Source organism: Deminuibacter soli (assembly GCF_003412455.1).
GTDB lineage: Bacteria > Bacteroidota > Bacteroidia > Chitinophagales > Chitinophagaceae > Deminuibacter > Deminuibacter soli.
On sequence record NZ_QTJU01000002.1, the window covers coordinates 23,591 to 41,641 of the forward strand.

The following is an 18,051-nucleotide window of genomic DNA, read 5'->3' on the forward strand; positions in this document are numbered from 1 at the left end:
AAAAACATTTGAATAATGCCTTTATCTGGTTCGACAATTCGTCGGCAGACTAAGCTCCGCAAGGGGCTTTTTTTTGTTTTGGGAGGTCACCGGTTCGCTCCATATTTTCCGTAAATCTCAAGCTCCGCAAAGGGCTTTCTCGTTGAAACGGAATTAATCCCTTTCGATTCATTTTAAATTTAAGGGCATACATGCCTTCCCCAAGCCAGTCCCAATTGTTTTTACTTGACTTTAATTGAAGCTTTCCCATCACTATTTTATCCCTGATTAATTAATACACCAGTAAACAGGCCTAACTACGTTTTATGTTGTTTTTTGTATTCATTTTTTATGAATGACCTTTGTTTACATGTATAAGATATTGAACATTAGTTTTGGGTGACGTTTCGGCGACTATGGCGGTGTATAGCAATCTATTTATTCAGCTGCATGGCTATGTACGATGTACATAACGTAAAACTATCGTAGCGGGTCATTTCGTGTTGCAGGGTGGTGATGCTTTCTTTATAGGCAGCATCCTGCATGATTTTTTCTGCGGCGGTAAAGATGGCTTCGGGGGATGGGGTTTCGGTTTGCAGGTCGATGCCTATGCCGAAATGATCTATACGGGCGCAGATTTCGTTTTTAAGTTCGTATACACCTGCCGCAACGATGGGTACACCGTTCATGATACTTAGTATGGTGCCGCCATATCCACCGTTGGTTACATATACGGATACATAGGGCATTACTTCATTGAATGGAATATAATCTTCAATGATGCAATTCTCCGCCTGGTATTTTTCACGCAGCAGTTGGGTTCCTGAGCCGCCGGTTGTTGCAATAACTAGTGTGTCGGTGTTTTGAAAGGCCTTGAGCGTTGGCGCTATAATCTTGGATACATCGCCCTCTACGGTTCCCTGCGTAACAAGCAATACTTTACTGTACTTTTTCAACCGTGCATCAAACCACCCGGTTGAAGATGCCGGTGCCTGTTGCGGTAGTAAGGCTCCGATGAACTTCACATTGCTGCCTATATCGCTGCGGTAGTATTCAAAACCCGGGGTACCAATCTGCAGGAAGATATCTGCTTCTTTCACCAGCGTATCAAAAATAAAAGAGCCTGCTACTGAAATGTTGTGCTGTTGCAGGTATGCGTTGTATAAGCTGATGAGTGGCCGGATGCCTGCATATTTCTGCGCATACATTTGCGCATATGCCTCCCGGGTTTCAGCATCAGCGGCTGGCGGCAGTGCCCTGCCGGCGGGTGCTACATCAACGGAATCTTCTATTAATGGTATTACCCCTATGGCCACAACAGGCACAAGCAACTTATGCTTTACGAAGGGCATGGCAGAGAACATATTGTCTGCAACAAAAACATCAAAGGGAAAGGTGCTGTAGATGTTTTTGATGTCTTCATAGTATTCTACGGAGCGGTCGATGAAAAGGTGCTGCAGGTATAATCTTCCTTTTTCAGGGCCGCTGGCAGTTTGCATTTCCGGTATTGCGGCCAACAGGTTATGACCATTGATTTCCCTTGCGTGTACAAACGGGTAATGGGGTATTTGTAATGCGGCCAACTTATCAGCATATATAGCAGATGTGTACCAGCGCACATCGGCACCTGCTGCCTGCAGGTATTTTGCCAGCGCTGTAAGCGGATTGAAGTGGCCGTCTGTAGGAACATTCGCGAACAATATTCTTTTACCCTGTAGCAGATTTATCATAACCTATGCATTTAAATGATGGTTGTTACCATCACGGCGAAGCTAGGTACCACGCAACATGCATAAAAAGTGAAAGCCCGTTAAGCAGGCAAAAAGGGGCCTGAGACAGGCAAATGATAGCTCCAGGTAATACAGTTTTATCAGGGTTGCGGAAGTGTATGGTTATACGCCGGGACAGCATTACCCGCCCGGCGCATGGTACTGCAGGTATTGTTATGGTATAATCTTCCTCCTCCGCAAATCATCAAACAGGTTAAAGAACATGGCTTTTGTTTCAACATATTCATGGAAACCGGCGCGGCGTGCTTTAGAGCCATCGGCGAACATATCGTAATCCCAGGAAAATACAAAGTCTGCGAAACCCCAGGCGGATAGCTCGTTGTAGGGGATGGGCTGCAGATTGTATTTGGCTGTTACCTGTTGCCATAATGCTGCTTTGTCGGCCATGATGGTGTTGAGTTGCATAGGTAGTGGCGGTGCGGTTTCCAGTTCAAAATAACGGGCAATCTCCGGCCATAATTCACTCCAGCGAAACAGGTCGCCGTTGTTGATGTTGAATGCCTGGTTGGCTGCATGCGCGCTGTCAGCGGCCCATACAGTGGCCTTGGCCAGCAGGTCTGCGTCGGTCATTTCAAGCAGTTTATCATAAGCACCGGGTTTGCCGGGGAAGCGCAATGGCAAGCCGAGTTCTTTTGATATGGTTGCATACACGGCAATAGACATCACCAGGTTCATGGGGTTGCCCAATGCAAAGCCACCTACTACAGAAGGGCGTATGGCGCTCCAGTTCCAGCTTTTACCCTGCTGTGCTTTTTCCAGGTACGCCTGCTGGTCTACATTAAACTCAGGCGGCATATGCCCTGCATCTGATTCATGTGCCGGTGTTTTAAACGGGCCCAGATGTGCGCCATACACTTTGTACCCCTGCATTAAGCTAATGTGCTGCAACTGTGCTGAAGCCGCTTCTGTGGCTTCTACCACATTGGTTAGCATGGTTACGTTGGGTGCTACCAGTTCTGTCCAGCTGGGTTTGTCCTGGTAAGCTGTATAAAAGAGATGTGTTATGTTACTGAGGCTGCTGAGTTTTGCTGCTGTATCTTTTTTATCAAGCAGGTCAACGGCAATGTAACTTGTGCGTGGTGCGGGTTCGCCGCCACGCCGTGACAAGCCGATGATTTCCCAGTTGCCCAATGCCTGCAGGTGTTGAATGAGGTTACGGCCTATTACGCCATTGGCGCCTGCTACCAGCGCCACCTGTTGTTTGGAAGTGTTTGTTGCGGATGTGTTAGTGGATGTCATACTGAAATATTATGACATAAAATTATCACGGCCGCAAGGCTGGCTGCTTGTACAGACTTATGGTTTACTGGTATTTTCCAATGGTGCCGGTTTATTGTTCCGGTTGTGTATGGTGATATTGGTTGCTGTCTGCCGGCGCCTGTTCCCGGCTGAACATACCATAGTCGCGCACCACGGCTGCAATGCGTAAATGGTAATCGCTGAATATTTCCTCACGGCCTTTCTCCTGTGCCATGCGGTGCAGTTCTGTATTGCGCCATGCGGTAATGGCTGCTTCATCGCGCCAGTAAGAGAGTGACAATATCTTACCGGGATTTACCAGGCTTTCGAAGCGTTCAATGGCAATGAAGCCGTCTATCTGTTCCAGCAGCGGCTTTAGAGAGGCAGCGATATCGAGGTATTGCTGTCGGAGGTGTTCCTTAGGTTGTACTTCAAAAATAACGGCGAACATTGCTTTGGTTTTAGTAATGGCAAAGATAAAAGAAGCGATGCAATGCCGCAGCCTGGCAGGTGTAGTAATGAATGCCATGTCTGCTTTTTTCCTGCAGCGTGCAATGGGCTGAGGTGTTATGGAGGAGGGTTTACTGACCACTCACCAGTTCACTCACCACTCACCATTTCTTCTTATCTTTTCCCAATGAAATATATCTCAGCAGTATTGCTGGTTGTTTGCTGTTCGTTGGCAATGGCGCAGCCGGTACGTATTTCCATTATCCCGAAGCCTTTGCATGCCGAAGAAAAGCCCGGCGTATTCCTGGCCGATGAATCAACCATGATTATTACTGATCCCGAATACCGGGATGTGGCAGAAATGTTTGCGGCAAGCGTATCGATGCCGGCAGGTAATGTGCGTGTGCTTACACGCAGTCAGCAGGCGGGTTCCAACGCTATTGTATTTGCCAAACGCGCGGCAGACGGTTTAACGGATACCAGCGCTTACCGGCTTACCGTTGCACCGGATATTATTACCATTGCTGCGCCCACGCGTACAGGTATGCTCAATGGCATGCAGTCGTTAACACAGTTGTTTTTACTCACACAACGCAAGGGCAGCATCCCCTGTGTGAATATTACCGACGCCCCGCGTTTCCGTTACAGGGGGCTGATGCTGGATGTGAGCCGCAATTTTTATCCCATCAGCTTTGTTAAAAAACTGATCGACCTGATGGCGCTTTACAAACTCAATACCTTTCACTGGCACCTGGTAGACGGTGCCGGTTGGCGTTTGCAGATAAACCGGTACCCGTTGCTTACCAAACAGGCTGCCTGGCGCACGGGTGCCAATTGGAAACAATGGCGCAAGGAAGGCGGCCGTTATTCAAGTGAGGGGGATCCCAATGCCTATGGCGGATACTATACGCAACAGGAAGCAAGAGAAGTGGTGCAGTATGCTGCGAAGCGCGGTATCACCGTGATCCCGGAGATTGAAATGCCCGGTCACTCGGAAGAAGTGCTGGCGGCTTATCCCTATTTGTCCTGCTCGGGTGAGCCCTACCGCAACTCGGAATATTGTTTGGGCAACGATGCTACGTTTAATTTTTTACAGGATGTGCTGACAGAGGTAATGGATATATTTCCATCCACGTATATACACATGGGTGGCGATGAAGCCAGCAGGAAAGCCTGGAAGCAATGCCCCAAATGTCAGCGCCGTATTGCAAATGAGCAGCTGAAAGATGAGAACGGTTTGCAGAGTTATGCCATGAAACGCATAGAGCGGTTCCTGCAGCAGCATGGCCGTAAACTGCTGGGCTGGGATGAAATACTGGAAGGCGGTATTGCCCCCGCAGCAACGGTAATGAGCTGGCGCGGCGAAGCAGGTGGCATTGCCGCAGCACAGGAAGGGCATGATGTGGTGATGACACCCGAGAGCTATTGTTATTTTGATCACTACCAGGATAACCCTGCCACGCAGCCCGAAGCATTTGGCGGTTACCTGCCTACCTCTATGGTGTACGGGTACAACCCGGTGCCTGCCGTACTCGACAGTGTTGCGGCCAAACATGTAATTGGCGTGCAGGCCAACTTGTGGACGGAATATATACCTACCATGGAGCAGGCTGAATACATGCTGTTTCCCCGCGCCATAGCACTTGCAGAAAATGGGTGGATCAGCCTTGCGCAAAAGAATGCCGATGATTTTCACAGCAGGCTGTACCCGCACTATGGCATATTGCAGAAAAAGCAGGTGAACTATTTCAGGCCATCGGCACAGGTGATTATGCAAACCACGTTTGATTCGGCTATACGCAGCGCAACAGTGCGCATGCACACAGAGCGTTACCAGCCTGGCATACACTATACGCTGGATGGTACAGCGCCCACCATTCAATCACCTTTGTATGAAGGTGAGCTGGAGGTAGACAGCAGTGTTATAGTGCAGGCCGCCTATTTTACTGATTCAACCAGGCATGATACACTGAGCCGTGTTGAAATAGACTTTCACAAAGCACTGGGCAAAAAGGTAACGTATAAAATACCACCCAGCAAACGCTACACTGCCAGGGGCGATGCTACGCTGGTAAATGGCTACCGAGGCACCTATACTTACAGCGATGGGCAGTGGCAGGGTTTTGATACGGACATTGATTTTACGATTGACCTGGAGAAGACTGATATCGTGCACTTCGTAACACTCAATTTCCAGCAGCTTATTGGCCCGGGGGTGTATATGCCCGAATACGTGGAAGTGTCTGTATCAGCAGACAGTGTGAATTTCAGCGAACCGGTAAAAGTGCTGAACCAGCTTACGTACGATAAACGTGAATTACAGTTACAGCAATACCGTGCTGTATTGAAAGGTGAGCCTGTGCGTTATATTCATGTATACGCTAAAAATCACAAAGGCTTTTTGTTTACTGATGAAGTGATTGTATACTAAACACAGTTTGTTATAAATAAAAAAGGCCCCGTGCGTATTGCGTGCGGGGCCTTTGTATTACTAAAGGATTTGTATGCGGGTTATGTTGTGTACTTTTTAAACAGCGAACTGGCCGTATGTCCGCCGAAGCCAAAGGTATTGTTCAGTGCATATTGTACCGTTTGTTTGCGAGGCTCGCCGAGTACGATGTTCAAAGCGGCGGGGGTGGCTTCATCCAGCTGCGTGGTGTTAATGGTGGCCGGTACAATATCGTTTTGTACGGCGAGTACGGTGATAACGGTTTCTACTGCCCCCGCTGCGCCCAGTAAGTGCCCTGTCATTGACTTGGTGGCGCTTACCGCAGGTTTGGTGCCGAACACCTTGTGAATGGCGTGCAGCTCGCTTAAATCGCCCAATGGGGTAGAGGTAGCGTGTGCATTGATATAATCAACCTGGCTGGCATCAATACCGGCATCGCTGAGTGCTTTTTCCATACCCAGTGCAGCGCCATGACCATCGGGTGGGGTACCGGTTAAATGGTAGGCGTCTGCTGCCATGCCACCGCCGATCATTTCGGCATAAATGCGTGCACCTCTTTTAACTGCATGTTCCCATTCTTCCAGCACCAGTGCGCCCGCGCCTTCACCCAGTACAAAACCATCCCTGCCGGCATCAAATGGTTTGGAGGCAGTAGCGTATCCTTCATTGTTTTTAGATAAAGCCTGTGCTGCATTAAAGCCACCTACCGATGCGGCAGTAACCGCTGCTTCAGAACCACCGGCTATCACGATGTTGGCTTTACCCAGGCGGATGGTATCAAACGCATTAATGATCGCTGTGTTAGACGAGGCGCAGGCCGATACTGTACAATAGTTGGGGCCATGCAGCTGGTGACGGATAGAAATAACACCGGCAGCGATATCTGCAATCATTTTAGGAATAAAGTAAGGGTTGAAGCGTGGTGTGCCATCGCCTGCATAAAACTCTTTCAGCTGTTCTTCAAACGTACCAATGCCGCCGTTGCCGGATGCCCATATTACACCGGCTTCAGCACGGTCTGCCGTGCTCATGCTGCTGAAGTCGATGCCTGCATCACGAATGGCTTCATCACTGGCAGCGATGGCGTATTGTGTAAACAGGTCGTATTTTTTGATCTCTTTCTTTTCAAGGTAGACGGTTGCATCAAATCCCTTTACTTCACAGGCAAATTGTGTTTTGAATTTACTGCTGTCGAATTTGGTGATTGGCCCGGCGCCACTTTTACCGGCAAGAATATTTTGCCAGAATTCATTGACCGAATTGCCCAATGGCGTTATGGCGCCTAATCCTGTTACAACTACTCTTTTCATGATTTTATTTTTTTAAGTCCTGCACCAGTTGGCGGATGGCCTTGCTGATGGTTTGCCGGTAGCTGCGTTTACCGGTTAGTTTGGCAATCATAATACCGCCTTCCAGTAAAGCAATCAGTGTAATCGCTGTTTCATCCGGTATGGCGCTTGCTTTAAACTCTTTATCGGTAATGCCTTTTTTTACAATAGCTGCAATCATTTTCTTCCAGCCGTTCAGGGCTGCGGCTGCGCACTGTTTCAGCTGCGGGTGCGTATCATCTGCTTCTATGGCTGCGTTCAGCACCGGGCAGCCGCCATGGGGAAAGGGTTGGTGCAAAAAGTTTTCGTATACCTCAGCAAAGGCGATGAGTTGGGCACTGCAGCTGGCATGTTTACCCGTAGCAGCCGTGAAAATGGCATTTACCTTTTGCAAATTGTAGGCAAAGGCTTCAATGGCCACTTCGTCTTTGTTTTCAAAGTTGCCGTAAATGCTGCCCTTGGTAAGTCCTGTAGCTTCGGTAATATCACTCAGTGAGGTGCCGGCATACCCTTTCACATTAAAAACAGGTGCTGTTTTTTCAATGATCAGTTGTCTTGTCTGGTCGGCCTTGCCCATGTAAGGAAAATGATTAAGGTGCAAAAATATACCAATCGGTATAAATTAAGGGAAAAACTTTGTTAAACGAAAGATGGCGCCCGCCTGGGAGGCATCCTGTATACATAAATAATGGTATGTTTTAACGGGTGATGTTTATTGAATAAACCGCCTGAATGCCTCACTGTCAAGCGAAGCCTGGTGTACCTGTGCGGCCATGGCGGCTATTTGTTTTTCCAGTGCAGCCTGTTTGGTGTAGATGTGGTTTTTCATTTGCTGAATGGCCTGGTAGTTGGAGCGGATCTCGTTTTCGAGGTTTTGCTTGTTGCCGTTTATTTCAAGAAAGATGGTGTGCAACTGTTTGCTGAACAGCGTATCGTTGGGTTTGTAGGTGAAGTCTGCACACACCTGCCGTTGCCAGTTCAGCAGCACCTGCATGTTTTTAGGGCCAATGCCCTGTATGCGCAGTTCAGGCAGCCGGCTAATGTCGGCTGCATTGCGTATACCGTTGTTAAACAGGATTTGTTTACGCGCACTGCCAAAGCTGGCAATATTGTGATCCCTCAGACTGCAGCTTTTTAAAAATGCTTCCAGCTGCTCATTGTACTGTACCTCTTCCAGTTGTTTCTTGCGCTCTTTAAATTCGACCGGTAATTCACGAAATGCCTTTATCTGGTTTTCCAGTTTCTGTGTAAGCTGGTTGTATACGTTTAATTCCGGCGGTGCGTTGTACGTTTTTACCAGTGCGGCATACCGGCTTTTAAGCGTGGTGTAGTCCGTTTCCCTTTTCTGCAGCTGGCGGTTCAGCTTGTTTTTCCAGGGAAGCAGGGCATTGGCAACAAAGTAAGCAGCTACGCCTGCAATAATGAGCCATGGCGTAATAAAAGCAATGCCGGTGGTGAGCAGCAGTATGGCCAGTTTTGCATAACGTGTGTAGTTTTTATACAGATAAAACTGCTGCGGAATAGTAGCTGCAGAAAGCCCGGTGGTAAGGTAATTGCCTGAGTGCGGTTTCAGGGTAATTTCTTCTACCTGGAAGCCGTTTACAAAACTGTCGATATTTTCCAGCAGCGGGTTGCTTTTCAGGTAACTGTCGTCAATAAAATAAACGATGCCGCGCTTTTCACGAAACGAACACCAGGGACAGGTTTCGCTGTGTTTGGGGTAGAAGTGCATTTTAGCGTTGGCGCAGCGCGTCATCTCTTTCTGAAACTGATCTAATGCTTTAATCCACTCCGTAGTAATGGGCCGGCGGCTTCTTTGTTCAAACGACTGGTGAAACAGTTGGCTGAGTAGGGGGGAGAGGTGTTTTATTTCCAGGCTGTCTGCCGGTGGCAGCAGTTTCGGCGCCTCGTTGTTTTGTGAGTAAGCGAAATAGTGTTTTTTAATGGCAGTTTCTTCATCGATATCGTCACTGGAGGTATTGCGCCCTGCAAAAGGATGACGACCCAGGAACAGCAGCTGGAAAATAAGTACGGCCATCGAAAACACATCGGTGTTGGCAGTACGTACCACGTTTTCAAAGGAAGTCATTTCAAGCAGCTCGGGTGGTGTGTAGCGTGGCACGCCTACCTCGCAGTAATAATATTTTTTCTCTTCCTTTACATACACCTGGAACGAATCGCAATCGATAAACGTAAGCATGCCGTTTTTATCGATGAGTATATTGCCTTCGTTAACATCGCCAATTACCAGCCCGGCATTGTGCAGTGTATAAAAAGCTGCAGCAAGGTTGCGGGCAACATGCACCAGGAAATTGTAACCGCGTGCAGGGAACAGTTTCTTCCTGTCCATAGGGCTAAACAGCATGTGCAACGGTACGCTGTTCACCAGTTTGCGCATTACAAAGCCAATGGTATTGCCCTTTAAATCGGTTACAATATCCGAGGGCCAGGCAGCATAGGCGCGTATATCATCGTTGCCTATCTCTACCATGTATTTGAGTTTTTCTGCCTTTTCTGTGCTTAGTTCTTCGTTGTACAGCTTCACCACCACAGCATCGTTGTGGTGTACCTCAAATACCTGCCCTTCGCCGCCTCTGCCAAGTTCGCGGCCTATCATATAATCACAGTGTAATCCTTTAACTGTTCTGCCTGTCATGGTTGTATTCTTGAAGCCAGGAATAGCGTTTTGTCGTCGTCTGTTCTGTTGTTAATTACCGGGCTGTTGAGGTAGTCGCCTAATTTTTGCTGCAGTATGTGCAGTTTTTTTTCATCATCTGCCAGGCGCAGCCATTTAAACATGTCTGCGAAAAAGGGCTGGTGCGGGCTCATGGTTTCTGTGTTCAGCGCAAGCAGCTGCAGGCCATCGGTAATAATGGCTACTTCGTGTACGGCTTCGTTGAGCAGCTGTACTTTAAACTGCGAGGCTATGCGGTCATCTACAATAAATGCGGTGCTGTTCTGGTATTCGCCATTGTGCGGCCACCAGATAAGACTGTAACCTTCATTGCCGTCGTGGCGTACAATGGCGCCATCGCCCACCTGGAAGAAAACAGCGGAGGTACGGTAAACAATGCAGCCCAGCAGTGTGCAGGCAAATTCGTTAAGTGGTATTTCCCTGTGTGTAGCTGCTGCCTGCAGTTCATCGTAAATGGTTTCAATCATTTGCAGCAGCAGCGCTTCTGTAATAACGGTACCATTGTGCAACCACTGTTTCAGCAGCTGCATGGTACGTTGGGTAACCCGGTTAGATGCTTCTGCTGCAAACATGGCGCTGCCTGCGCCATCGCTGGCGCAACAAAGAAGTACCTGTTCATGGGGTAAGGAAACAGTTTCATAGCAGATATGGTCTTCACATGCCTTGTTATCGATACTGTGCGATTTCCCCACTACACTTTGTCCAATCGATTTCCAATTCATTATAATTCGGCCCAGCCGGTTGGGGGTAAAAGATTAATACTGCTGCCCGGGCTTTTGCCCGATACAATTTTCATAGAGGCAGACAGCCACATAAAGAATTCACGGAACATGAGCCCTTTCAGTTTCAGCGGCTCTCTTGGTGAAATCTGTTTCAGCAGTTTCATGTTGGCGCCTTCGATACCAATGGCGAAAAAGGCGAAAGACTTTTTCTCTTCTCCTTCTTTTACCAGGCTGGCAGCATGTTCCCAGCTGTCTGTCGGTGCGCCGTCTGTAATGAGGATAATCCAGGGCTTGTAATAACCAATGCCATGATTTTTGTATTCCTGCTTGCGCTTGTTCACCAGGTCAATACCCATGGCAATCGCAGCGCCCATCGGCGTATCGGCGTTGGTGGTTAATTCCCTTAACCCGAAATTGGGTACTGTGTGAAAGTCAGATTCCAGAGTAACCGGCCCGAAAGTGATCACTGCTATCTCTACGCGTTTAACGGCGAGGGGATCTTCAAGCAGCTCGTTGCGGAATGTTTTAATGCCTTCGTTCAGCTGGCGTATGGGATTGCCGGCCATGGACCCGGAAGTGTCGAGCAACAATACACAGGGGCATCTTGGCTCGGGATTGTCGGCAAAGTTGTCACTGCCAAACGGGATTTGCTCGAATGAAATATATTCATCCATGTTTTTAAAGCGTTTAGGTGCCCGAAAAATAAAGATTTATTGGTTAAGGCACACTATAAATTGCTGAAAATGTTTGCGGCACTGTCTGTAACACATCATGAATAAAGTTATTTATACCAGCTGTGTTGACCTGTATGCCCCTGTTCAATACCAGTGATTTGATTAGTTTTATTGCAGAAAGCTTTACCATGATTCAATACACTGCCATTATACAGCGCTTTGAAAAGCAAGGAGAGAAAACCGGGTGGACTTATATTGACATACCCGCAGAATATGCACAGAAGCTGCTTCCGGGCAACAAAAAATCATTCAGGGTAAAAGGCAGGCTCGATGCTTATGCCTTTGAAGCTGTAAGCCTGCTGCCTATGGGAGAAGGCAATTTTATTATGCCCCTGAATGGCGCAGTGCGGAAGGCGATTAAAAAGCAGGTGGGCGCTTCGCTGGTGGTAAAGCTGGCTGTTGATAAAAATCCCGAGCCGGTGAAAATGATCCCCGAATTACTGGAATGCCTGGAAGATGAGCCAGCTGCACTAGCCTACTGGCAGGGAATACCCCAATCGCACCGCAATTACTGGATTAAATGGATTGAAACGGCCAAAACCGATACCACCAGAACCAAACGCATCGCTCAGTCTGTTAATGCGATGGCGGTAAAAAAAGATTTTGGCCAGATGTTGCGCGATGCACGTGATGATCGTAAGAATTTATTGGGGTAACTTTAAGGCATGAAGCCTACCGTAACCATTGAATACTGTCCCCGCTGCGGATGGATGCTGCGCGCCGCCTACATGGCGCAGGAACTGTTGACTACTTTCCAGGACGAGCTGCACGGCGTATTGCTGCAGCCCAGTGAAACGGCTGGTTGTTACCAGGTAAGGGTAAACCACCACCTCGTGTTCGACCGTAAAACCATGGGCCGCTTTCCTGAAGCCAAAGAACTGAAACAGCTGGTGCGCGATACCGTGGCGCCGGGTAAGGCGCTGGGCCATTCTGACCATAAATAACTCCTGCACTGCAGCAGGCGGCCTGGCCTGCCCATACTGGCATAAATACTGTACTGCATCCCTAAACACCAGTTATGTTACCAGTACAGCAGCTAGCTCTCAATATTCCTAAAGTGAACAAGCCCCGCGTAGTGGTAGTGGGCAGTGGTTTCGGCGGTTTGAATGTGGTGAAATACCTGCCCGACAGCCGTTTCCAGGTTGTATTGTTCGATAAACACAATTACCATACGTTTCAGCCTTTGTTGTACCAGGTGGCCACTGCCGGTTTGCAGGCAGATGCCATTGCAGGCCCGCTGCGCAGCCAGTTCAGGAAGAAAAAAGATTTTGAATTCCGCATGCTGAAAGTGCAATCTGTAAACCCTGCCCTGCACACCATCAGCACACTGGCCGGCGACCTGGAATATGATTACCTGGTAATTGCCAATGGCGCTAAATCCAACTATTTCGGCGACCAGAAAATGGAGCAGCTGGCGCTTCCGCTTAAAAGCATTCCCGACGCGCTTGACCTGCGCAGCCAGCTGATGCAGTTATTTGAATGGGCCAGCATTAATAAGGACGAATCTATTAAAGACCATATACTGAACATTGTGCTTATTGGCGGCGGCCCTACCGGGGTAGAAATGGCCGGTGCACTGGCCGAGCTGAAAAAATACGTGCTGCCCAAAGATTACCCGCGCCTCGATTTTTCGCACATGTGTATTTACCTGCTCGAGGGGATGGACAGGTTACTGCCACCCATGTCGCCCCAGGCCAGCGCCCGCGCTAAAAAAGATCTGGAGAAACTGGGCGTGGAAATAAAACTGGGAGCCATGGTACAATCCTACGACGGGGAAACCGTGACGCTTAAAAATGGTGAACAGCTGAAATCGTTTACCGTGGTATGGACGGCCGGCGTAACCGGTGATGTGCTGCCCGGCCTGCCACCGGAATGGGCAGAAAAAGGGCGCCTGCTTACGGATGAAAACTGCCGGGTAAAAGGCAGCAGCAATATTTTCGCTATCGGCGATATTGCTATAATGAAAAGCGAAGCAACACCCAAAGGCCATCCCGGCCTGGCGCAACCTGCCATGCAAATGGGCAAGTACCTAGGGAAGAACCTCTATGCCCTGCACAGCAACCAGTCTGTTAAGCCATTTAAGTATTTTGATAAAGGATCGCTGGCTACCATCGGCAGGGGCAAGGCAGTGGCCGATTTGCCGGGTAAGCTGCACTTTGGCGGTTTGCTGGCCTGGTGGATCTGGTTGTTTGTACACATCGGCTTTTTAATCAGCTTCCGGAACAAGATGCTGGTGTTCACCAACTGGCTCTGGAACTTCTTTACGTTTGACAAAGGCAATCGCCTGATCATCCGCCCCTATATCAGGAAAAACGATGTAAAAACAGAGAAAGTGTTCGAGTTAAACGCTACAGAACATGCATGAAATTTTGTTATATTATTTTTCATGAAATATCTGCTGTTTTGACGCAAAAGGCGCCTGAAATCTTATATTTATAGCTGAGAAAACTACTACTTGCAACAGGGATCTTCAGTTAAAGATACCCCGGTAATATTTTACCGCACAAGGATAAAGCAGGTGTTACTGCCTGTTATCGTTGCAGGCTGGCTGGCATGACTACAGTTGATGAACGCACGCATAACAACTGTTACAGTGTTACTGTAAAATGTACTTTTTGCTCAGGTATAATTTGAACCGGGTTGTTTGCAGCCCGGTTTTTTATTGCAGTTATCTCAGTTTCAGCAGCAGTAAGGCAGGGCCCTGCTGCCAGTTGGCATGCGGGTTAATAAAATTAGGTCCCACAGAGCAATTGCCCAGCAGCAGTTCTGTTTTACCATCGTGATCAATGTCTGCCGCATCCATGGTCATCCAGCGGCCTTCTTTTGCTTCGGGAATGCTGTACGGGGTAAACTGGCCATTGCCCTGGTTTTGCAGGTACACAAAGCTTTCTTCTGGCTGGTGTGCAAAATCGGCAAAATAGGCAATAGCAGCAATATCAGGGTCGCCGTCATTGTCAAAATCGCGTACAAGGGCTTTGTAGCAGCCATTGATGGGGAAGAAATACTGTTGTTTAAAATGGTTGTGTCCATCGTTCAGGAAAATATATACGCCATGGTAGGGCTTCAGGATAGTGGAGTAATCGCCGTTATCGCCGCAGGTATAAACAATATCCGGTGCGCTGTCTTTATTGAAATCGGTTAACTCGAAAAAAGTAGAGCCATAAGAAGGCGGAAACCGCAACACTTCCTCCTGGCTGAATTCGCCATTGCCTTTGTTGGTGTACAGGAAAATGCCTTCCTCGCCTTGTGCAAACAGCGTCCATATATCAGGTTTGCCGTCATGGTTATAATCCTGCACATAGGTTTTAATGGCGCCGGGCACGCTACGCAGCACGTGTTGTGTAAACTGGTTGCTGTCTTTTTGCTCCAGCCACGACAGCTGTCCCTGCAGGTAACCAAATTCGCCGGCAACATAATCCTGTTTGCCATCACCGTTAAAATCACCTGCTGCAATGGTTACAGGCCGCATCAGGTTGCCGGTAAGCCGGGGATTGCTTAATTGCAGTTTACCGGTTGTTTGCAGTAATTGCAGAAAGCCCCCCCTGGCATTGTTGGGTGAAAAAGCGCCCATGTTACAGGCAACAGTGCCTGCGGGTGATGCAGTAACATCCACCACGGCACCGCCGGTGTGCAGGGAATCTGTTGGCTGTAACTGCCCGTTAAAAGCATGCAGTGATTGCTGTATAATATCTGCTGTGAGAATATGCCGGCCTGCTGAATCCCATTTAACAAAGCAGGTGGCCGGTGTAGCGCCCTGTTGTTTGGGGCGTGTTACGGTAAACAGCGTACTGCTTACCTGGATGGGCTGCGTGCGTTGCTGCTGGGGCAGTGTATCGGGCGATACAGCTGTGTAGTAATCTATGATCTGCTGCCATTGCTGTGCTGTTACGGCTGGCTGTGCAGGGTAGAAATTTTTATCAAGATTGGGATCGTTCTGGTTGCTGGGGTACTTTTTCATGAGGTGTTCAAAAATACCCAGCCGCGGACCCATTTGCGGCAGCACACCGTTTTCCCAGGTATTGGCATCGAGCAATGAGGGATCGGGTAAGGTGTGGCAAGACTGGCAGTATTGTGCTGCCAGCTTTTGGCCCGCTGCAATGCTTTCATCAGCTGTTTGTGCATGTGAAAGATTTTTATGCAACAAGGGTTTAGATTGGCAGGCTGCCATTAAAACGCCGATACTGAAAATAATAAAGCCGGTTTTATAGCGGGCGGTTGTATACTGCATGCGATGCTGTTGAAATAAAATTGCGCTGAATGCCTGTAACTATGGGTTATGGTTTGGGAATAGCCGGTGCAGTGGGCCTGGGAATAACGTTACCTACCAGGTACAGCACATGTACGGTGCCGTTGTTGGTGTTGGAGGTAATGGTAATGCCCTTGCGTGCAGCGCCGGGATGGCCTTCGCTGTTGAAGGTGGCAACAAGCGTATCTTCTTCACCGCTGAAAATGGGTTTCTCGGGGAAGCTGGGAACCGTGCAGCCGCAGCTGCTGCGTATATTTGAAAGGAACAGGGGTCTTTTACCCGTGTTTTTAAAACGGAATTTCACCCGTACACTATCGCCTTCTTTCAGGGTGCCGAAGTTTTGAACAGTATCGTACCATTGAATGGTGGTGTAATGTTCAACATCTACCTGTGCAAGATAACTCGGGCGAAGATTGAGTTTGTTTTCATACGGGTTGTGGCGGTCGCGGCATGCAACCAGGCATGCGATAACAATAGCTGTTGCGAAAATTCTTTTCATACTTACTGGCTTGTGGTGCAATGTTAAAAACAGGGAGAAAGTTAGTGATTTAATTAACGCAAAAGGTCGTTGCAAACTGGCAACGACCTTTTGTTTTTTTGAACAGAATAAAAATTACTGCGGGTAATTCGGGTTCTGTTTCAGTTTTGCTTTACCCACCAGGTCAATTTGTATTTGAGGGATGGGGAAGTATTCATTTTTACCAGCTGTGAAGTGACCACCAGGTAAGTCACCGGTAATTTGTCCTTCGTAAGCATAGTAGGCATTCATTGTTGTTTCTGCTATGCCCCAGCGAACCAGGTCAAAGAAGCGCTGACCTTCACAAGCCAGTTCCAGTTTGCGTTCAAAACGTATTGCTTTCAGCGCGTAATCCTGTGAAGGGAAACTTGCATAAGGAGCTATTACGTAGTTGGCTGCATTGGTACCGGAGAAACCACCCATTGGGTTGGCAGGGTCTGCATATGTTTTCAGGAAGTTAACAGGCAGTGCTGCTCTTTTCCTTACATCATTCACATGTTCCAGTGCGCCGGAAAGGTTGCCCAGTTGTGCCTGAGTTTCGGCCCACAGCAACAGTACGTCTGCATAACGGATAATGTGAATGTTGATGGCAGAACCTGGTGCCCAGGTGCTCTGGTCAGAATAAGTACCGGCGGTTGCCTGCCAGTAAAGGTTCTTTTTGTTGGCGAACGGACCGGCAGATGCCTGATCGCGGATCCAGTGGCTGCCTGGGTGGTTACCCCAGTCGTGCAATGGAATGCCGCGGCGGCCGATGGTCCAGTCGATACGTGGATCCAGCGGATCAGCATCGGGTGTAAACGGTGCACCGCCCTGGTCGCCTTCAGAAATAACACCCATGTCATTTTTTACCGGGTGGCTGTTATAATCATCCAGGTAAGGCAGGCCACTGGCATCTGTTCTGTAAGAGTTAGACAGGTCGATAGAAGGCTGGTAGAAACCGCAGCAACGGAAAGGACTGTTGTAAGGGAAGTTCAGCATATCGCCGCCGTTGGCATTGGCGATAGAGTTGGTTCCGTCATTGGCAGTCATCTGTATGTCGAATACAGTTTCCTTGTTGTTTTTGGTAGCAGCATCAAACTGGTCTTCAAACCTGTCGGTAAGGCCATAAGCCAAACCGGTAGAGGTCATACCACCGGCGCCGATTTCTTCAAACAGTGCTTCCGCTTCTGTCCATTTTTTCTCGTATACATAGGTTTTTGCGAGATAACATTTAGCAGCCCATTTGTTGGCCTGGCCTGCAGTTGGCGCTTTATCACCAAGGCTGTCGGCAGCTGCTTTAAAGTCTTTCTCGATCATCGGCCATATGTCTTTGTCATTTGGCTGGTTGAAGTCTGTAGTGGTTTCATCAATCCATGGAACCATGTTGAAGAACTTCTTCAGCTCAAAGTAGTAGTGGCCGCGCAGGAACCTTGCTTCGTTCGCGATGTTTACGCGGTCTGTAGCAGTGAGGTTGGGTGTTTGCGGAACTGTTTTTAAAACAGCATTACAACGTGCGATGCCTTCGTACAGGGCTTTCCATTTGGTATTGAAGAAACCATTGGAAGGGTCTTCCTGTGCAGTGGCGATAGGAACGATCGGCGGCTGGTCACCAAGGCTGGAGCCTTTGTGTGAATCACCACCTGCTACGCTGCCGTAAATCCAGTTACTGGGAGAAGCTTCCCATGGAGCACCGCCTGCAATGGCATTGTTGCCTGCACCCTGGCCGTCAAGCGCAGCATAAGCGCCGGCTAACAGCGCCTGTAATACTGTTTTAGTAGGCAGCAGGTCAGGGCTCAGAGCACCCTTGGCTGACTGGTCGAGAAAGCTCTTGTTACACGCATTGAATAATACCGCACCGGACAAAGCGGGTATTATCATCCATATTTTATTGATTTTCTTTTTCATTCTGATAAATTTTGGCAA

General features: G+C 48.5%; 15 protein-coding genes. 4 read left to right on the top strand and 11 right to left on the bottom strand.

What is annotated here, in order from left to right; all coding sequences use genetic code 11:
* Nucleotides 1–413 precede the first annotated feature (413 nt).
* From DXN05_RS06500 to DXN05_RS06510, 3 genes are all read right to left on the bottom strand, one after another.
* On the bottom strand, nt 414–1,709 hold the full coding sequence (locus DXN05_RS06500) for a glycosyltransferase (protein ID WP_116846445.1): 1,296 nt from the start codon (nt 1,707–1,709) through the stop codon (nt 414–416).
* 213 nt (nt 1,710–1,922) lie between these two features.
* Nucleotides 1,923–3,008: an SDR family oxidoreductase gene (locus DXN05_RS06505; RefSeq protein WP_116846446.1), complete on the bottom strand. Its 1,086-nt coding sequence runs from the start codon at nt 3,006–3,008 to the stop codon at nt 1,923–1,925.
* A 91-nt stretch (nt 3,009–3,099) separates the two neighbouring features.
* Nucleotides 3,100–3,537 (bottom strand): antibiotic biosynthesis monooxygenase family protein, encoded by a 438-nt coding sequence (locus tag DXN05_RS06510; protein WP_211329994.1) that lies wholly within the window; start codon nt 3,535–3,537, stop codon nt 3,100–3,102.
* Between the two features lie 108 nt (nt 3,538–3,645).
* Here DXN05_RS06510 and DXN05_RS06515 point away from each other — a divergent pair, with 108 nt between their 5' ends.
* Nucleotides 3,646–5,889 carry a beta-N-acetylhexosaminidase gene (locus tag DXN05_RS06515; RefSeq protein ID WP_116846447.1) on the top strand — a complete coding sequence of 748 codons (2,244 nt, stop codon included), beginning with the start codon at nt 3,646–3,648 and terminating at the stop codon, nt 5,887–5,889.
* An 80-nt stretch (nt 5,890–5,969) separates the two neighbouring features.
* Here DXN05_RS06515 and fabF read toward each other — a convergent pair whose 3' ends face one another.
* The 5 genes from fabF to DXN05_RS06540 form a co-directional block, all read right to left on the bottom strand.
* Nucleotides 5,970–7,217 carry a beta-ketoacyl-ACP synthase II gene (gene fabF, locus DXN05_RS06520; protein ID WP_116846448.1) on the bottom strand — a complete coding sequence of 416 codons (1,248 nt, stop codon included), beginning with the start codon at nt 7,215–7,217 and terminating at the stop codon, nt 5,970–5,972.
* Between the two features lie 4 nt (nt 7,218–7,221).
* A complete protein-coding gene (locus DXN05_RS06525) occupies nt 7,222–7,812 on the bottom strand; it encodes a TetR/AcrR family transcriptional regulator (RefSeq protein ID WP_116846449.1) in 591 nt (196 codons plus the stop codon).
* Nucleotides 7,813–7,947: 135 nt separating this feature from the next.
* Nucleotides 7,948–9,891 (bottom strand): protein kinase domain-containing protein, encoded by a 1,944-nt coding sequence (locus DXN05_RS06530; RefSeq protein ID WP_116846450.1) that lies wholly within the window; start codon nt 9,889–9,891, stop codon nt 7,948–7,950.
* On the bottom strand, nt 9,888–10,652 hold the full coding sequence (locus DXN05_RS06535; RefSeq protein WP_116846451.1) for a PP2C family serine/threonine-protein phosphatase: 765 nt from the start codon (nt 10,650–10,652) through the stop codon (nt 9,888–9,890). Before DXN05_RS06535 ends, DXN05_RS06530 begins: the two co-directional genes overlap by 4 nt.
* Nucleotides 10,652–11,326 carry a vWA domain-containing protein gene (locus tag DXN05_RS06540; RefSeq protein ID WP_116846452.1) on the bottom strand — a complete coding sequence of 225 codons (675 nt, stop codon included), beginning with the start codon at nt 11,324–11,326 and terminating at the stop codon, nt 10,652–10,654. The genes DXN05_RS06535 and DXN05_RS06540 overlap by 1 nt, the downstream gene beginning before the upstream one ends.
* A 134-nt stretch (nt 11,327–11,460) precedes the next feature.
* Between DXN05_RS06540 and DXN05_RS06545 the strand changes: the two genes are divergently transcribed.
* The 3 genes from DXN05_RS06545 to DXN05_RS06555 all read left to right on the top strand — a co-directional run bounded on the left by DXN05_RS06545 (nt 11,461) and on the right by DXN05_RS06555 (nt 13,751).
* The gene (locus DXN05_RS06545; protein WP_245975148.1) at nt 11,461–12,042 is read left to right on the top strand and encodes a YdeI/OmpD-associated family protein; all 582 of its coding nucleotides are present in this window, start codon (nt 11,461–11,463) and stop codon (nt 12,040–12,042) included.
* A gap of 9 nt (nt 12,043–12,051) precedes the next feature.
* Complete coding sequence (locus DXN05_RS06550) at nt 12,052–12,330, top strand: SelT/SelW/SelH family protein (RefSeq protein WP_116846453.1); 279 nt, start codon at nt 12,052–12,054, stop codon at nt 12,328–12,330.
* A 74-nt stretch (nt 12,331–12,404) separates the two neighbouring features.
* Nucleotides 12,405–13,751, top strand: a complete 1,347-nt coding sequence (locus tag DXN05_RS06555) for an NAD(P)/FAD-dependent oxidoreductase (RefSeq protein ID WP_116846454.1) — start codon at nt 12,405–12,407, stop codon at nt 13,749–13,751.
* 303 nt (nt 13,752–14,054) lie between these two features.
* On the opposite strand, the gene DXN05_RS06560 is transcribed toward DXN05_RS06555, so the two are convergent.
* The 3 genes from DXN05_RS06560 to DXN05_RS06570 all read right to left on the bottom strand — a co-directional run bounded on the left by DXN05_RS06560 (nt 14,055) and on the right by DXN05_RS06570 (nt 18,033).
* Nucleotides 14,055–15,614, bottom strand: a complete 1,560-nt coding sequence (locus DXN05_RS06560; RefSeq protein ID WP_116846455.1) for an FG-GAP repeat domain-containing protein — start codon at nt 15,612–15,614, stop codon at nt 14,055–14,057.
* 46 nt (nt 15,615–15,660) lie between these two features.
* Complete coding sequence (locus tag DXN05_RS06565; RefSeq protein ID WP_116846456.1) at nt 15,661–16,131, bottom strand: DUF1573 domain-containing protein; 471 nt, start codon at nt 16,129–16,131, stop codon at nt 15,661–15,663.
* 114 nt (nt 16,132–16,245) lie between these two features.
* Nucleotides 16,246–18,033, bottom strand: a complete 1,788-nt coding sequence (locus DXN05_RS06570) for a RagB/SusD family nutrient uptake outer membrane protein (RefSeq protein WP_116846457.1) — start codon at nt 18,031–18,033, stop codon at nt 16,246–16,248.
* Between the last annotated feature and the right edge of the window lie 18 nt (nt 18,034–18,051).

Excerpts from the sequence above, each read along its gene's own strand:
- DXN05_RS06515 (WP_116846447.1), top strand. The coding sequence starts at position 3,646 with ATGAAATATATCTCAGCAGTATTGCTGGTTGTTTGCTGTTCGTTGGCA.
- DXN05_RS06550 (WP_116846453.1), top strand. The coding sequence starts at position 12,052 with ATGAAGCCTACCGTAACCATTGAATACTGTCCCCGCTGCGGATGGATG.
- DXN05_RS06505 (WP_116846446.1), bottom strand. The coding sequence starts at position 3,008 with ATGACATCCACTAACACATCCGCAACAAACACTTCCAAACAACAGGTG.
- DXN05_RS06560 (WP_116846455.1), bottom strand. The coding sequence starts at position 15,614 with ATGCAGTATACAACCGCCCGCTATAAAACCGGCTTTATTATTTTCAGT.
- DXN05_RS06530 (WP_116846450.1), bottom strand. The coding sequence starts at position 9,891 with ATGACAGGCAGAACAGTTAAAGGATTACACTGTGATTATATGATAGGC.
- DXN05_RS06500 (WP_116846445.1), bottom strand. The coding sequence starts at position 1,709 with ATGATAAATCTGCTACAGGGTAAAAGAATATTGTTCGCGAATGTTCCT.
- DXN05_RS06535 (WP_116846451.1), bottom strand. The coding sequence starts at position 10,652 with ATGAATTGGAAATCGATTGGACAAAGTGTAGTGGGGAAATCGCACAGT.
- fabF (WP_116846448.1), bottom strand. The coding sequence starts at position 7,217 with ATGAAAAGAGTAGTTGTAACAGGATTAGGCGCCATAACGCCATTGGGC.
- DXN05_RS06565 (WP_116846456.1), bottom strand. The coding sequence starts at position 16,131 with ATGAAAAGAATTTTCGCAACAGCTATTGTTATCGCATGCCTGGTTGCA.
- DXN05_RS06510 (WP_211329994.1), bottom strand. The coding sequence starts at position 3,537 with ATGGCATTCATTACTACACCTGCCAGGCTGCGGCATTGCATCGCTTCT.
- DXN05_RS06570 (WP_116846457.1), bottom strand. The coding sequence starts at position 18,033 with ATGAAAAAGAAAATCAATAAAATATGGATGATAATACCCGCTTTGTCC.
- DXN05_RS06525 (WP_116846449.1), bottom strand. The coding sequence starts at position 7,812 with ATGGGCAAGGCCGACCAGACAAGACAACTGATCATTGAAAAAACAGCA.
- DXN05_RS06555 (WP_116846454.1), top strand. The coding sequence starts at position 12,405 with ATGTTACCAGTACAGCAGCTAGCTCTCAATATTCCTAAAGTGAACAAG.
- DXN05_RS06545 (WP_245975148.1), top strand. The coding sequence starts at position 11,461 with ATGCCCCTGTTCAATACCAGTGATTTGATTAGTTTTATTGCAGAAAGC.
- DXN05_RS06540 (WP_116846452.1), bottom strand. The coding sequence starts at position 11,326 with ATGGATGAATATATTTCATTCGAGCAAATCCCGTTTGGCAGTGACAAC.